We start from the raw sequence: 14,421 nt of genomic DNA on the forward strand, positions 1-14,421 counted from the left end.
CGTCACGACGGCCCACGCCTCAAGTGGGGGGCATACCAACCGGGCGCACGGGTGTCACGGCTCGGCCAGCGGCAGGCCCTTGCTCTCCGGGCTCCAATGCAGGTCGGGCGTCGCCGTGAAAAGGCGCTTGTGGGCGAGCACCGCGTAGGTGTCGGTCATGCCGGCGATGTAGTCGGCCACCCGGCGGGCGACGCGACCCGCGCTCGCGCCCTCCAGCCCGTCCGACCATTCCTCCGGCATGGCGCGGGGCTCGGCGGTGAACCGCGAAAACAGGTCGGCGACGATGATGTCCGCCTTGGCGCGCACGGCCAGCACGCCGGGATGGCGGTACATGCGGGCGAACAGGAAGGTCTTGATCGCCGCATCCGCCGCCGCGATGGCGGGCGAGAACGCGACGACGGGGGCGGACGCCGCCCGGATGGCGGCGACGTCGCCGGGCGCCAGGGCGGCGATGCGGCGCCCGCTCTCGGCGATGACGTCCTCGACGAAGCGGGTGATCACCCGCCGCGCCAGTTCGTGAATCTTTCGCGATGGGTCGAGGGTCGGATAGAGCCCGTCGATTTCCGCCAGGATCTCGGCGAGGAACGGCACGGCGTCGAGGTCGGCGAGATCGAACAGGCCGGCGCGCAGGCCGTCGTCGAGGTCGTGGCTGTCGTAGGCGATGTCGTCGGCGAGCGCCGCCGCCTGCGCTTCCGGCCCGGCGAAGCGCGCGAGTTCGAGATCGTTCAGGCGATCGTATTCGAGGATCGCCGCCGGAATGCCGCGCGTCGCCCAGCGCGGGGTCGGCGTCCCGTCCGCCTCCAGCAGGGGACCGTTGTGCTTGACCAGGCCCTCCAGGGTCTCCCAGGCGAGGTTGAGTCCGTCGAAGCCGGCGTAGCGCCGCTCCAGCCGGGTGACGATGCGAAGGGCCTGGGCGTTGTGGTCGAAGCCACCGTGCCCACGCATCAGCGCGTCCAGGGCATCCTCGCCGGTGTGGCCGAAGCAGGTGTGGCCGAGGTCGTGGCTGAGGGCGAGGGCCTCGGCGAGATCCTCGTCGAGGCCGAGCGCCCGGGCGAGCGCGCGGGCGATCTGGCTCACCTCCAGGGTATGGGTGAGGCGGGTGCGATAGTGGTCGCCCTCGTGGTGCACGAAGACCTGGGTCTTGTGCTTGAGGCGCCGGAAGGCGGAGGAGTGGATGATGCGGTCGCGGTCGCGCTGGAAGTCGCTGCGCGTCGGCGAGGACGCTTCGGGAATCAGCCGCCCGCGCGTCGTGGCCGGGTCCGTCGCATAGGGCGCCCTCCAGCGCTCACCGTTGTGCCGCACGTCATCCCCCCGTCGCGCCGCGTTGCAGCGCGTGCTTGCCGAGCCTATCTTGTGCGCTTGAGCGCATCTGGCAATCGACGAGACCCGAGCATCACGATGGCCGACATCACCCTGACCCCGCGCGCGGCGAAGCGCATCAACGAGATCATGGGCGCCGAGCCCCCGGGCGCGTCCCTGCGGATCAGCGTGAACGGCGGCGGCTGCTCGGGCTTCTCCTACGCCTTCGACATCGAGCGGGCACGGGCCGCCGACGACGTGGCCATCGAGCGCGACGGTGCCACGGTGCTCGTCGACCCCATGTCGCTCGAATACATGAGTGGCTCGGTCATCGACTTCGTCAACGACCTCATCGGCCAGTCGTTCAAGATCGAGAACCCGCTGGCCACCGCGTCCTGCGGTTGCGGCACGTCGTTCTCCCTGTAGGGTTTCGCCCGCACGTCCGTCGATCCGGACGCCCCCGGCAATTGCCACATCCCGCGAACTGCGGCACGGATGCGTCGTCCATGGCGCCCCCGCGGCGCGCCCTCCCCTGAAGCGCCGTTTGCCAGCGATCCGGAAAACCCCATGACCTGCTCGAAAGGCCGCCCCCTCCTGCGCTGGGCGACCGGCGCCTCGGCCTGCGTCCTCGTCCTCCTCGGCGCCGGCCTGCCGGTGGGACCCGGGCCCGCCTGGGCCCAGGAGGCCGCCTCCGCCGTTCAGGACGTGAACCTGACGGACGTGACTCTGCCGCTGGGCGACGCGGTGCTGAAGGCCGCGCGCGTCACGGTCAGCGGCACGCGCCTGTCGAAGGACGAACTCCTCGCCCTGCTCCGCCCCGGCCCCGAGCCCGTGGCGTCGCGCCTCGCCCGCCTCGATGCGGCGAGCCTCGTGATCCCGGACCTGCGCATCGAGGGTGGGTCCAAGGGCGTGCGGGAGACGGTGACCTACGGCAACGTCGTCGCCAAGGACGTGCGCGCCGGACGGATCGCCGAGCTCACCTCCACGGGGGCGGTCCTCACCGTGGAGGGCGAGCGCAAGGGTGCCGGGTCCTACGGTCCGCTCCAGGCCACCGACCTCGATCTGGCGGCCCTGGCCCGGCTCTATGCCGAACCGGGTGACGGCAAGGGTGCCCTGCAGCGGATCTACGGCACGTTCGCCGTGGCGGACATCGCCTTCGTCGACGCCAAGGGCATGGCGGTGAAATTCGCCCGCATCCAGGGTCGCGACCTCAGCGCCCGGCCGGTGCCGGGCACATGGGCCGGGGCCTTGGCGGCGCTGACCGCCCCCGGTCTCGCCGAAGCGCCGCCCGCCACCCGCGCCAAGCTGTCGGCCAACGCCGCGGACCTCGCCGAAGCGGTGACGCTCGGCGGCTTCGAGGCCACCGGACTCAGCGTCCAGCACACCACGGGGCCGACGCCGCTGAACCTCGCCATCGACCGCATCCAGGTCGGCGGCTCGGATGCGAGCCTCGAGGGCATCACCCTGGCGAGCAACGGGCTCGATGCGAAGGCCGCGCGCCTGTCGCTGAACGGTTTCTCCATCGCCCCCACCATCGCGGCCCTGCGCAAGCTCGCAGCGACGCCCGACGCCACGGACGAGGACCTGCGCCGGCTGACTCCGGTGATCGGGACCCTCGCCCTCAGCGACCTCAGCCTCGACCTGTCCGGCGATCCGGGTGCGAAGGCCCAGGATCCGGTGGTGAAGACCGAGCCGTTGCATGTGGGCCTGCGCGCGGCGACGTTCAATTTCGGGCCACCCCGCGACGGCGTCCCCACGGCCGGGCGCATCGACCTCGCGGGCCTGACCCTGCCGGCCTCCGCCGTGGCGGGCGTGCCCGGCCTCGGGTCCCTCGGCCTCTACGGCTACCGCGACCTCGATCTCACCGTGGTGGCCGACACCGCCTGGGATGCTGCGGCCAAGGAACTCAAGCTCGGCGAGATCTCGATCTCGGGCAAGGACATGGGCACGGTGCGGGTCAACGGCATGCTCGGCGGCATCGGCCCCGAGGTGTTCGACCCCGATGCCGGCGTGTCGGGCTTCGCCATGCTGTCGGCCACCGCCAAGGCCATCGATCTCACCATCGAGAACACCGGCCTGTTCGAGCGCTTCATCGCGGCCCAGTCCAAGGTCCTCAGCCTCAAGCCCGAGGAACTGAAGCAGGAATACGTCACGGCGAGCCTCTACGGCGTGCCGGCGATCCTGGGCAATTCGGCCGGCGCCAAGGCCATCGGCGCGGCCATGGGCCAGTTCGTGGCCAAGCCCGGCACCCTGTCCCTGAGCGTCCGCCCCCGGAACGGAACCGGCATCGGCATGCTGGAGTTCAGCGCCAGCCCGACCCCGGCCGCCGTCCTCGACCGTCTGACCATCGACGCCAAGGCGAACTGAGCCGCACCGCACGCGGCCCGATGCGCGGTGCTAAAGTGCCGGCTCGTCTTGAGCGGTCCGCGCATCGGCCTCGGCCGCTGCCCACACCGCCTCGACGGCGGCGCGGGTTCGGGCACGATCACGGTAGAGCCGGATCTCCAGGGGGACCGCCGCCCCGGTGGCGATCAGGCGGCCTTCGGCCAGTTCGCGGGTGACGAGGCTGCGCGGCACCCAGGCGAGGCCGTGGCCCTCCAGCGCCATGGCCTTCAACGCCTCCGCCATGGCGTTGGCGTTGGTGTGCGCGACACGCCCCGGCGGCACCTCCCCCTGCGCCGTCCCCTGCGCCTGCGCGAACAGGCTCACGCGGCCGAGAAAGGAGTCGGCGGCATAGGCCAGCAGCGGCGTCGGCGCATCCGCGCTCGGCACCGGCAGGGTCGGCCCATGCACCGCCACCAGCGCATCCGCCCCGACCACGCGGTGGGGATAGAACTCCGGATCGAGGAGGATCGGCACGCTGGGGTGGTGGAAGGTGAGCAGGAAGTCGTAGCCGCCCTCGGCGATGGCCTGGAGGCAGTTGTGAAAATCGTCCGGCAGAAGCCGTGTCCCGATGGGACCGGTGCGCGCCTCGATGGCCCGGAACCAGGCGGGGAAGAAGGCGAGCGACAGGGTGTGCAGGGCGGCGACACTCACCACCGGACCGCCCGATCCCGTGCCGGCGCGCAGATCGACGCGGCTCGCCTGGAGCATCCGCACGGTCTCCTCCGCGGTCTCGCGGAAGCGCCGGCCCGCCGGCGTCAGGGTGGTGGGATAGGTGCTGCGGTCGATCAGGCCGACGCCGAGCCAGAGTTCCAGGGCCTGGATCCGGCGGCTGAAGGCCGATTGGGTGACGTGGCGCGCCTCGGCCGAGCGGGAGAAGCTGCGGGTCTCGGCGAGGCTGAGGAAATCCTCCAGCCATTTCAGCTCCACCGCGCGCTCCTCGGCGATGATCAATCCAGTTCGCGCACCACCACGCGCCCGCGCTCGGCCGAGAGGGCGAGGCGGCCGGCCTTGAGGGCGAGGGCCTTCTCGCCGAACAGCGCCCGGCGCCAGCCGTGCAGCACCGGCACGTCGGCTGCGTCGTCGTCGGCGATGGCTTCGAGATCGTCCACGGAGGCGATGATCTTCGGGGCGACGCCTTCGGTCTCGCACACGGCCTTCAGCAGAACCTTGAGGAGTTCGACAAGGGCCCCGTTGCCGCCGCGGCCGCGGCTGCGCTCGGGCAGGGCGATGTCGGTGAGATCGCGGGCGAAGCCCCGCTCCACCGCCGCCAGGATGTCCGTACCCGTGCGCGAGCGCTCGAACCCGGCGGGGATGGAGCGCAGGCGGCCGAGGGCCTCGACGCTGCGGGGGGCCGAGGACGCGACGTCGATCACGGCCTCGTCCTTGAGGATGCGCCCGCGCGGCACGTTGCGGCTCTGCGCCTCGCGCTCGCGCCAGGCCGCGACCTCGATGAGCACGGCGATCTCGCGCGGCTTGCGCATGCGCCCCGCGAGGCGGCGCCACGCCTGCGACGGGTCGGCCTTGTAGGTCTCCGGCGAGGTGAGGACGCTCATCTCCTCGTCGAGCCACTCGCCCCGGTCCGTGGAGAGGAGCTGCCCGGCGAGCACCTCGTAGACCTTCACGAGGTGGGTGACGTCCGAGAGGGCGTAGCTCGACTGCGCGTCGGAAAGCGGGCGCCGCGACCAGTCGGTGAAGCGCGAGGACTTGTCGATCTTGGCCTTGGCCACATCGTTGACGAGCTGTTCGTAGGAGACCGAATCGCCGTAGCCACACACCATGGCGGCCACTTGCGTGTCGAAGAACGGCTGTGGCAGCAGGCCTCCGAGCAACCAGATGATCTCGAGGTCCTGCCGGGCCGAGTGGAACACCTTGACCACGCCCTCGTCGGCCATCAGCGCGAAGAACGGCGCGAGGTCGAGGTCGGGCGAGAGCGGATCGACGAGCACCCCCGAACCGTCCGGCCCCGCCATCTGGATGAGGCAGAGCTTCGGGTAGTAGGTGGTCTCGCGCATGAACTCCGTGTCGACGGTCACGAAGGGATGCGCGGCAAAGCGGTCGCAGGCCTCGGCGAGGGCGTGCGTGGTCGAGATCAGGTCCATGGAATTCGGCTATATCGGAGGTTGACGCCTCAGGCGAGATCGTATCCCGCGCCGCGCTCGCCTATCCCCCTAATACCGGCGAGCCGACGCAGCTCAACCGAAGGCCCCCGCCGAGATTCTCTTACCGCCCCCGCGATCCCGTTACGCGGCGCGCTGGCCGGAGCGGTTCCGGCGGGCGAGGCGCCGCACCAGATCGGCGCGCTGACGCCGCTGCGCCTCGGCACGGGCGAGGAGCCAGTCGAGGATTCCCGTCTCGATCCGCGTCCCGCCCTCCTCCGTGAGGCGCCGGATGCGGTCGACCCGGAAGCCGCGATAGCCGCCACGCGCCCGGTCGATGCCGCCCAGCAGGGTCCGGCCCGGCCCGAGCCGTAATTCCCGCGCGTCGAGAACGCGGCGGCTCCAGATTCCGCGGGAATCCTCGTAGGTGATCTCGAAGCGGCCATCGAGCGGCAGAACCTGCCATGCGCCGGCCTGATGCGTGGCTTGGCCGGCACCGGTTCCGCGCCCCGAAGCGGCGACGGACGCCACATTCAGAATATCGAAAAAAGCGTTTGAATTCATGGACCTGATATGGGGATCGAGTGCCTTCTCCGAAAGGCCCCCACGCGCTTTGCCGACGTCATCCCCGCTGCGTCCGGCCCCCATCAGGGGGCAACGACGGGGCATCGTCGCGGCGACCCGTCCGCCTCGATGCCACGCTCCCCTCGAAGCCGCGCTCGCCTTGACTTGAACGCCCCCGCGTGAATGGTGCCGGGCTCATTCGATAGAGCCCGCCATGCACCGTTATCGTACCCACACCTGCGGGGCGCTCCGCCCCTCGGACGTCGGCCAGACCGTTCGCCTCTCGGGCTGGTGCCACCGCATCCGCGACCATGGCGGCGTGCTGTTCATCGACCTGCGCGATCATTACGGCCGCACGCAATGCGTGGTGGATTCGGACTCGAAGGCATTCCAGGGCGCGAACCTCGCCCGTTCCGAATGGGTGATCCGCATCGACGGCCGCGTGCGGACCCGCCCGGCCGGCACCGAGAATCCCGACCTGCCCACCGGCACCATCGAGGTCTACATCGACGACCTCGAAGTGCTCGGGCCCGCGGGCGAGCTGCCGGTGCCGGTGTTCGGCGACCAGGACTACCCGGAGGAGACGCGGCTGAAGTACCGCTTCCTCGATCTCCGCCGCGACAAGCTGCACGCCAACATCATGAAGCGCGGCGCGATCATCGATTCGCTGCGCCGCCGTATGCGCGAGGGCGGGTTCTTCGAGTTCCAGACCCCGATCCTCACCGCTTCGTCCCCCGAAGGTGCGCGCGACTACCTCGTGCCGTCCCGCGTCCATCCCGGAAAATTCTACGCGCTGCCGCAGGCGCCGCAGCAGTTCAAGCAGCTGACGATGATCGCCGGCTTCGACCGTTACTTCCAGATCGCCCCGTGCTTTCGCGACGAGGACGCCCGCGCCGACCGCTCGCCGGGCGAATTCTATCAGCTCGACATTGAGATGAGCTTCGTCACCCAGGAGGACGTGTTCCAGTCCGTCGAGCCCGTGCTGCGGGACGTCTTCCTCGAATTCGCCGACGGCAAGCGCGTCACCGAGACCTTCCCGCGCATTCCCTACGCCGAGTCGATGCTGAAATACGGCGTCGACAAGCCGGACCTGCGCAACCCGCTGATCATCGCCGACGTGACGGAGGCGTTCGCCCGCGAGGACGTGGCGTTCAAGGCGTTCAAGGGCGTGATCGCGTCCGGCGGCGTGGTCCGCGCCATCCCGGCCACGGGCGCCGCGACGCAGCCGCGCTCGTTCTTCGACAAGCTCAACGACTTCGCCCGCGCCGAGGGTGCGCCGGGCCTCGGCTACATCGTGTTCGAGGATGTCGACGGCGTGCTCACGGGTAAGGGTCCCATCGCGAAGTTCATCCCGGCCGAGGTCCAGGCCCTGATCGCCGACACCACCGGCACCAAGGCCGGCGACGCGGTGTTCTTCTCCGCCGGCACCGAGGCCAAGGCGGCCGCCCTCGCCGGCAAGGCCCGCATCCGGATCGCCGACGAACTGAACCTGTCCGACAAGGACCAGTTCGCGTTCTGCTGGATCACCGACTTCCCGATGTACGAGTGGAACGAGGACGACAAGAAAGTCGACTTCTCCCACAACCCGTTCTCGATGCCGAACTTCGACCGCGAGGCGTTCCTCGCCCTCGACCCTTCGGACGAGAAGACGATCCTCGGCATCAAGGCGTTCCAGTACGACATCGTCTGCAACGGCACCGAACTCTCGTCGGGGGCCATCCGCAACCATCGCCCCGAGGTGATGGAGAAGGCCTTCGGTCTCGCCGGCTACGGCCAGGACGTGCTCGAAGAAAAATTCGGCGGCATGCTCAACGCGCTGAAGCTCGGCGCCCCGCCGCACGGCGGCATCGCGCCGGGCATCGACCGCATCGTCATGCTGCTCTGCGGCGAGCAGAACCTGCGCGAGGTGGTGCTGTTCCCCATGAACCAGCGCGCCGAGGACCTGATGATGGGCGCCCCCGCCGAGGCGACGCCGAAGCAGCTGCGCGAGTTGCACATCCGCCTCAACCTGCCCGAGAAGAGCGCCTGAGGCGCGCCCTCCCCCGCGCTTTGTCCTGAAGGATGTGTGGGGGACGGCCCCCCACACACCTCATCCTGAGGTGCCGGAGCGCAGCGGAGGCCTCGAAGGAGGGCTCCAGATATCACCGCATCCCTGGAGGCCTCCTTCGAGGCCGCTTCGCGGCATCTCAGGATGAGGTCGCGTGGGGGGAACGAAAGACCCGATCGACAGGCAGGTCGGATTGTCCGGCCTCGCCGTTCATCGGATGACGCTGGACAGGAGACGTTGCCGTGCCGAGCCTCGTCGCCATCGTCGTCACCCATGACAGCGCGCACGCCCTGCCGGGCTGCCTCGCCGCACTCGCCGCCGAGCACGTGCCGGCGCTTGTGGTGGACAATGCCAGCCGGGACGCGTCCGTGGCCCTCGCCGAAGCGGCGGGCGCGCAGGTGGTGCGCAACGCCCGCAACGAGGGCTACGGCCGGGCCAACAATCGCGGGGTCCGTGCGGCCGTCCAGGCCGAGCGCGTCCTCATCCTCAACCCCGACGTGACCCTCGGGTCCGGGGCCGTCGACGCCCTGCTGGCCGCCGCCCGCGCCTACCCGGATGCGGGGCTCCTGGCCCCCCGCCTCGTGGAGCCGGACGGGCGGTTCTTCTACCAGCCGCGCTCGCTGCTCGCGCCGTACCTGACCAATCGCAAGGGCAAGCGCGCCCCGCCCGAGGGCGATGCCTGCGCGCCGTTCCTGTCCGGCGCCTGCCTGATGATCCGGCGCGACCTGTTTCTCGATCTCGGCGGCTTCGACCCGAACCTGTTCCTGTTCTACGAGGACGACGACCTGTGCCGGCGCGTGGCCGATGCGGGCCGCGCCCTCGTGCACGTCCACGGTGCGCAAGCCCTGCACGGGCGCGGGCGCTCCTCGGCGCCGGAGCCCGGCCGGGTGTTCCGCACCCGCTGGCATCAGGCGTGGTCCCGTGCCTACGTCTCCCGCAAATACGGCCTGCCCGACCCGAGCCCGGGGATGCTCGCCGTCAACGCACCCAAGGCGGCGCTCGCCCGCCTCGTCGGGCACCGCGCCCTATGGGAGCGCTACGGCGGCTCGACGGCCGGGGCGCTGGCCGCCCTGCGCGGCCGCAGCGCCCTCGATCACGAAGGACTGGACCGCGAGGAGTCCGTGTGACCGCGAAAACCTTCGGGCAGGCCCTGGCCCGGCCGCACAATGGCTTCTCCGTCCTGCGCCTCGCGCTGGCCACCGCCGTGGTGGTGTCCCACGCCTTCAGCGTCACGAGCGGACAGCCCCTCGACGAGCCCCTGGCGCGGATGACGGGCTTCTCGCTCGGGGCGCATGCGGTCAACGGCTTCTTCGCCGTCTCGGGGTTTCTCGTCGCCATGAGCCTGGAGCGGCGGGGCGCCAGCGACTACGTGCTGGCCCGCGCCCTGCGCATCCTGCCGGGCGTGGTCGTGGCGACCCTCATCGTGACCCTGGTCCTCGGCCCCGCCCTGACCCGCCTGCCCCTGGCCGAATACCTCCAGGCCCCCGGCCCGTGGCTTTTCATCCGCGACACCCTGACGACGTTCAAGAGCAACGCGAGCCTGCCGGGGGTGTTTGCCGACAACCCCTACCGTTCGCCGCTGGGCACGGTCTGGACCCTGAAATACGAGGTGCTGTGCTACCTCGGGCTACTGGCCGCCGGGCTCGCGGGCCTCCTGCGGCGCGGGCCGGCGCTGGCCCTCGTGGCGGCCCTCGCCCTCGGTCTGGCGGCGGCGGCGTTCCTCCATCCCGGCCTGTCCGAGGGCGCGGAGACGCGCTTTCGCCTGCCGCTGCTGTTCGCCTCGGGCTCCGCCCTCTACCTCTGGCGCGACCGGCTTGGCCACCGGGCGTGGCCCCTGGCGCTCCTCGCCCTGGCGACCGCCCTCCTACAGGGCACGCCGCTGTATCGGAGCCTCCTGTTCCTCACGGAGGCCTACGGCGCCATCTGGCTGGCCCTGTGCCCGGCGCTGGCCCGCCCGGCCTTCGCGCCGCGGGCCGACCTCTCCTACGGGATCTACCTCTACGGCTGGCCGATCCAGCAGAGCCTGCACGCCCTGGTGCCCAGCGCTTCACCGTGGCTGCTGCTGCTCCCGTCCATGGCGCTCACCGGCCTCGTGGCGGCCGCGTCGTGGGTCGCCGTCGAGAAGCCGGCCCTGCGGCTCAAGGCACGGGCCCTGGCGGGACGGGCGCCCCGGGCGGTGGTGTCGTGAGTCTCCTCGCCCCGCAGGCGGCCCTCGCCCGGGCGGTGGCCGGCGTGATCGCCCACGGCTTTGCCATCGTGGCCCGCAACACCCGGGGGGACAGCGTCTACCTCAAGCCCGAGGGCTGCGCCTTCGCCCTGCGGATCTCCAACCACGCCCGCACCCCGAAGCAGCGCAAGAACCACCCCGACGCCATCGCGAGCCTCGTCATCCGCACCCCGCAGACGGAGCGCGGCGTCGACGCCCTCGTGACGGAAGCCCTGCGGAATTTCGCCGGTGCCCGCCGGAGCCGCGAGGCGCTTCCGACCGTCGACTGAGCGGGAATCGGGGGCCTTCGCATCCCGACCACATCATGACACCGCGCCTAAGATAGGTTTTTATTGATATTTAGATGATGCCTTGATACACAACCGATGGTTGGATTCGCTTGCGGAGCCCCATCGATGTCGCTTTCCCCCGATCACCGCACCAAGCTCCTCCGCCTGCGTTCCACGATCGCCGGCCTGTCCGTCACCCTCGGCTTCGTGCGCCTGCAGCGGGCGCTGTCCCGCAAGTACGATCCGGATCAGCCCCGAGAGCCCGCGGGAGGCCCCGGCGGCGGACGCTGGGCCTCGAACGGCGGCGGTCAGGGCACATCCGGACAGAGTTCGTCGGGTGCGGAGGAGACCGTCACCGAGGACGGGTCGCGGGTCCTGTCCCTGCGCATCCGCAGCCAGCCCCATCAGGACTGGGACGAGCAGCACACCGTCATCGCCTCCGACGGCACGCGCACCATCTTCGAAATGGCGGGCCGGACCCAGACCATCCGCGACGGCGAAACCGGGACGATCCTGGCTCGCAGCACTCTGGTCAACGGCCGGGCGGAGCCAGAGGCCTTCGTTCAGCAAACGGGGGCTTCGACCCTTGCCCGGGCAAGTTCCAGAGCCCTCTACAATGCCGGTGCAGCATTGCTCGCTGCGCTCTCCGTCCGAAAAAGCCGAGACGGTTCAGCGATCTTTGAGGCGCCAGCCAGCCTGTACGAGCGCCGGCAGGGCCCGGACAAGCCAGTGGTTTGGGTTGGTTTGGTCGAGGAGCAGGAACTGAGGGCCGCCTGCCCGCGTCGCGGCGAGGTTCAGGTGATTCTCGATGAGGCCGTCGATGAAGTGCGAGCAAGCGGCGGCTTCAAGGACGCACAAGATTTTGGCAACAAGGTCCATGCGGTGGCTGCTCGCAAGATTACCAATCTCAAAGATCCGAACCTTGTCGCGGAAGTCTCATACGTTCCTGGCAAATCAGCAGCCCAGCCATATGGCATTCGGTCTTCACTTCGTCTCGACGTACTCGAACGAAGCGTCCCACGCACGGTCTGCATCCACGATCACAAGACCGGAGAGAGTCAGATCAGTGCAGTTCGCGCCACGACCATCGCCGAAATGATTGCGAGGAACTTTCCAGACACGCAGCGGATCATCGTTACAGAAATGAGGCCGACCAGATGACGAGCGCCAAGCAAATCAAGCATATCTTTAAACCATTGATCAATCGGCACGCCGATCTTACCCAAATCGGCAGCCATTGGCTCTACATATCCCCTATTCGCCACGTCGCGCTCCGCATTCTGATTGATAGAACATCCGATAAGAATCTATGCAAGCCGCAACTCACGATGCTGAACACATTTATTCCAGACGTCCAACCTCAGACAAGCATTGGATATTCCATTCAATTGGATCGCCCTTCGCTTTCACATCAGCACTGGTACTGGTCCGATCCCGAAATGATCGCGGATCTCGTTTCCTCTATAGAGACGGAGGGGTTACCACGACTCCGCGCGATCGATTCGCTTGAAGCGTTCTGGACTATTTATGACGGCAGCGATCACATCTTCGCACAGCAATGGCCAGAAGACCGCATGATCTGCCTCATCGCGCTCGGCGACATCGACGCAGCGCGCGCCATTTGCGAAACCCTGGAACCGGAGCTGCGAGGGGACTCGTTTCCGAACGACATCTGGGTCCAGAACCGACGCAGAAAGTTCCTGGCCGTCGCCGAGCCCCTCCGCGTCGGAGACCGCGTAACGCTCGCAACGATCCTCCACGGTTGGGAGGCCGACAACATCCGGGGCACGAAGCTCGAGCCCTATTGGGAGCCGACGCCGTTTCCACTGGAACGGTCATCGACCTGAAGGAAGTTCAGCACCACGGACACGTCACCCGCGACGAAGGTGAGACCACTCCGATGACGACCGCACGCCAAGCCAGAACCATCTTCCGTCCGCTTGCCAAGCGTAACCCCGACTTCGCCTATACCGGCGGGCGCAGCCTTTGGCTCACGCCTATTCGCCACACGGTGTCGCGCGTCTTCATTGATCGCACCTCCGATTCAGGCTCATTCCAAATTGGGTGGGCCATCCTCGCAACGTTCATTCCCGAGCATAGCCTGCCTGGGACAATCGGAAACTGCGCAGGCAAGCTTTACCCGTTCGATCAGGATCAGTTCGCATACTGGGAGTGGTCCGACCCCGCCGCGATAAGTGCCGCAATCCCCATAATCGAAGCCGAAGCCCTGCCGCACCTGCGGTCGTTCGATGGCCTGGAGTCGTGGGCGACCTATTACCGCGAAACGTTCCCGATCGCCCTGAAGGGCTTCCCGCACGAGCGGCTCATCCTCGACATCGCCCTGGGCAACCTGCCGGCCGCGCACGCGCAGCTCGCCAAACTCCTCCCGCATTTCCGGGAGAACAAGCATCCGGATCAACCGATGTACCAATACATGCGCAGCCTGATCCTGCCCGTCGCCGAGCCGCTCCTGGCCGACGACCGGCCGGCGCTGGCGGCGATCCTCCACGGCTTGGAATCCGAAAACATCCGCACCGCGAAGCTCGAGCGCTACTGGGAGCCGACGCCGTTTCCCCTGGAGCGGGCGCCGACCTGAACGCCCTCAGCCCTCGACCACCGCATCATCGCGAAAATACGGCTCGACCGCGCCCTTCAGCTTCACCGTCATCGGGTTGCCGGCCCGGTCGAGGGTCTTGCCGGCCGAGAGGCGGACCCAGCCCTCGCTGACACAGTATTCCTCGACGTTGGTCTTCTCGACGCCCTTGAAGCGGATGCCGATGCCGCGCTCGAGGATCTTCTCATCGTAGAACGGGCTGTTGGGGTTCACGGCGAGGCGGTCGGGGGGCGTGTCGGACATCGTCGGGCGGCCTTGTCGATCGGTTTCGAGGAGAAGCGGGTAAGGGATTCAGGCGCGGCCCGCAACGTTCAGGGCTTTGGCCGCCGCGATGAGGTCGGCCGTGCGCCCGCTCTGGAGCAGCGGCACGAGGCCCGCCACCGCCGAGTGCGGCAGGTCCCACCACGCGGACTCGAGGAGCGCCGCGACGGTGGCGGGATCGAAGCGGTGGCGCACCACCCGGGCCGGGTTGCCGGCGACCACCGCGTAGGGCGGCACGTCCCGGCTCACCACGGCGTGGGCCGCCACCACGGCGCCGTGGCCGATGGTGACGCCCGACAGGACGAGGCAGCCCGAGCCGAGCCAGACGTCGGAGCCGATCACGACGTCGCCGCGCGAGACATGGTAATCGCCCGGCGCGTCGAGGCCCGGCCACAGACCCGGCAGGGCGGCGAACGGATAGGTCGAGACCCAGTCGAGGCGGTGGCCGCCGCCGAGCAGGATCTCGACCTTGTCGGCGATGGAACAAAACCGGCCGATCGTCAGGCTCCGCCCCGATTCGGGAAACCGGACCTTCGGGCGCCCGTAAGAGTAGGCGCCGATGGAGAAACCGTAGCGCGCGGCGAGGCGGGCGAGGTGAATCCGGGTCTCGTTGTTCGGGTTGCGCCCACTCCGCAGGCGGTGCAACAGGGTCCTCAACC

At 69.1% G+C, this 14,421-nt stretch carries 15 protein-coding genes; 9 read left to right on the forward strand and 6 right to left on the reverse strand.

Annotated features, from left to right (window positions below; translation table 11 throughout):
* Positions 1–54: 54 nt before the first annotated feature.
* Positions 55–1,302 (reverse strand): deoxyguanosinetriphosphate triphosphohydrolase, encoded by a 1,248-nt coding sequence (locus ASF22_RS06480; protein ID WP_056168207.1) that lies wholly within the window; start codon positions 1,300–1,302, stop codon positions 55–57.
* Between the two features lie 96 nt (positions 1,303–1,398).
* Between ASF22_RS06480 and ASF22_RS06485 the strand changes: the two genes are divergently transcribed.
* Complete coding sequence (locus ASF22_RS06485) at positions 1,399–1,725, forward strand: iron-sulfur cluster assembly accessory protein (RefSeq protein ID WP_056168210.1); 327 nt, start codon at positions 1,399–1,401, stop codon at positions 1,723–1,725.
* Between the two features lie 141 nt (positions 1,726–1,866).
* Entirely contained in the window at positions 1,867–3,666 is a 1,800-nt protein-coding gene (locus ASF22_RS06490; RefSeq protein ID WP_056262583.1) for a hypothetical protein, read from the forward strand.
* Positions 3,667–3,696: 30 nt separating this feature from the next.
* Here the strand turns inward: ASF22_RS06490 and ASF22_RS06495 are convergent, their stop codons facing one another.
* From ASF22_RS06495 to ASF22_RS06505, 3 genes are all read right to left on the reverse strand, one after another.
* Entirely contained in the window at positions 3,697–4,611 is a 915-nt protein-coding gene (locus ASF22_RS06495; RefSeq protein WP_056262721.1) for a LysR family transcriptional regulator, read from the reverse strand.
* Positions 4,612–4,631: 20 nt separating this feature from the next.
* Positions 4,632–5,783 carry a ribonuclease D gene (rnd, locus tag ASF22_RS06500; RefSeq protein WP_056168216.1) on the reverse strand — a complete coding sequence of 384 codons (1,152 nt, stop codon included), beginning with the start codon at positions 5,781–5,783 and terminating at the stop codon, positions 4,632–4,634.
* Positions 5,784–5,924: 141 nt separating this feature from the next.
* Positions 5,925–6,344 carry a hypothetical protein gene (locus tag ASF22_RS06505; RefSeq protein ID WP_244474213.1) on the reverse strand — a complete coding sequence of 140 codons (420 nt, stop codon included), beginning with the start codon at positions 6,342–6,344 and terminating at the stop codon, positions 5,925–5,927.
* A 214-nt stretch (positions 6,345–6,558) separates the two neighbouring features.
* Between ASF22_RS06505 and aspS the strand changes: the two genes are divergently transcribed.
* The 7 genes from aspS to ASF22_RS06540 all read left to right on the forward strand — a co-directional run bounded on the left by aspS (position 6,559) and on the right by ASF22_RS06540 (position 13,483).
* A complete protein-coding gene (gene aspS, locus ASF22_RS06510) occupies positions 6,559–8,373 on the forward strand; it encodes an aspartate--tRNA ligase (protein WP_056262584.1) in 1,815 nt (604 codons plus the stop codon).
* A 260-nt stretch (positions 8,374–8,633) separates the two neighbouring features.
* Positions 8,634–9,518, forward strand: coding sequence for a glycosyltransferase family 2 protein (locus tag ASF22_RS06515; RefSeq protein ID WP_056262587.1), 885 nt, complete (start codon positions 8,634–8,636; stop codon positions 9,516–9,518).
* Complete coding sequence (locus tag ASF22_RS06520) at positions 9,515–10,579, forward strand: acyltransferase (protein WP_056262590.1); 1,065 nt, start codon at positions 9,515–9,517, stop codon at positions 10,577–10,579. Before ASF22_RS06515 ends, ASF22_RS06520 begins: the two co-directional genes overlap by 4 nt.
* Positions 10,576–10,887: a hypothetical protein gene (locus tag ASF22_RS06525; protein WP_056262593.1), complete on the forward strand. Its 312-nt coding sequence runs from the start codon at positions 10,576–10,578 to the stop codon at positions 10,885–10,887. The genes ASF22_RS06520 and ASF22_RS06525 overlap by 4 nt, the downstream gene beginning before the upstream one ends.
* A 126-nt stretch (positions 10,888–11,013) precedes the next feature.
* The gene (locus tag ASF22_RS06530) at positions 11,014–12,048 is read left to right on the forward strand and encodes a hypothetical protein (protein ID WP_056262596.1); all 1,035 of its coding nucleotides are present in this window, start codon (positions 11,014–11,016) and stop codon (positions 12,046–12,048) included.
* Positions 12,045–12,734 (forward strand): hypothetical protein, encoded by a 690-nt coding sequence (locus ASF22_RS23630; protein ID WP_156647622.1) that lies wholly within the window; start codon positions 12,045–12,047, stop codon positions 12,732–12,734. Before ASF22_RS06530 ends, ASF22_RS23630 begins: the two co-directional genes overlap by 4 nt.
* Before the next feature lie 53 nt (positions 12,735–12,787).
* Positions 12,788–13,483, forward strand: a complete 696-nt coding sequence (locus ASF22_RS06540) for a hypothetical protein (RefSeq protein ID WP_056262603.1) — start codon at positions 12,788–12,790, stop codon at positions 13,481–13,483.
* A 6-nt stretch (positions 13,484–13,489) separates the two neighbouring features.
* Here the strand turns inward: ASF22_RS06540 and ASF22_RS06545 are convergent, their stop codons facing one another.
* A complete protein-coding gene (locus ASF22_RS06545; RefSeq protein WP_056168242.1) occupies positions 13,490–13,744 on the reverse strand; it encodes a DUF3297 family protein in 255 nt (84 codons plus the stop codon).
* A 48-nt stretch (positions 13,745–13,792) separates the two neighbouring features.
* Positions 13,793–14,407: a CatB-related O-acetyltransferase gene (locus ASF22_RS06550; protein WP_056262606.1), complete on the reverse strand. Its 615-nt coding sequence runs from the start codon at positions 14,405–14,407 to the stop codon at positions 13,793–13,795.
* Positions 14,408–14,421: the final 14 nt, after the last annotated feature.

Origin of the sequence: Methylobacterium sp. Leaf87, assembly GCF_001422775.1 — a bacterium.
In the GTDB taxonomy this organism is placed as follows: Bacteria; Pseudomonadota; Alphaproteobacteria; order Rhizobiales; family Beijerinckiaceae; genus Methylobacterium.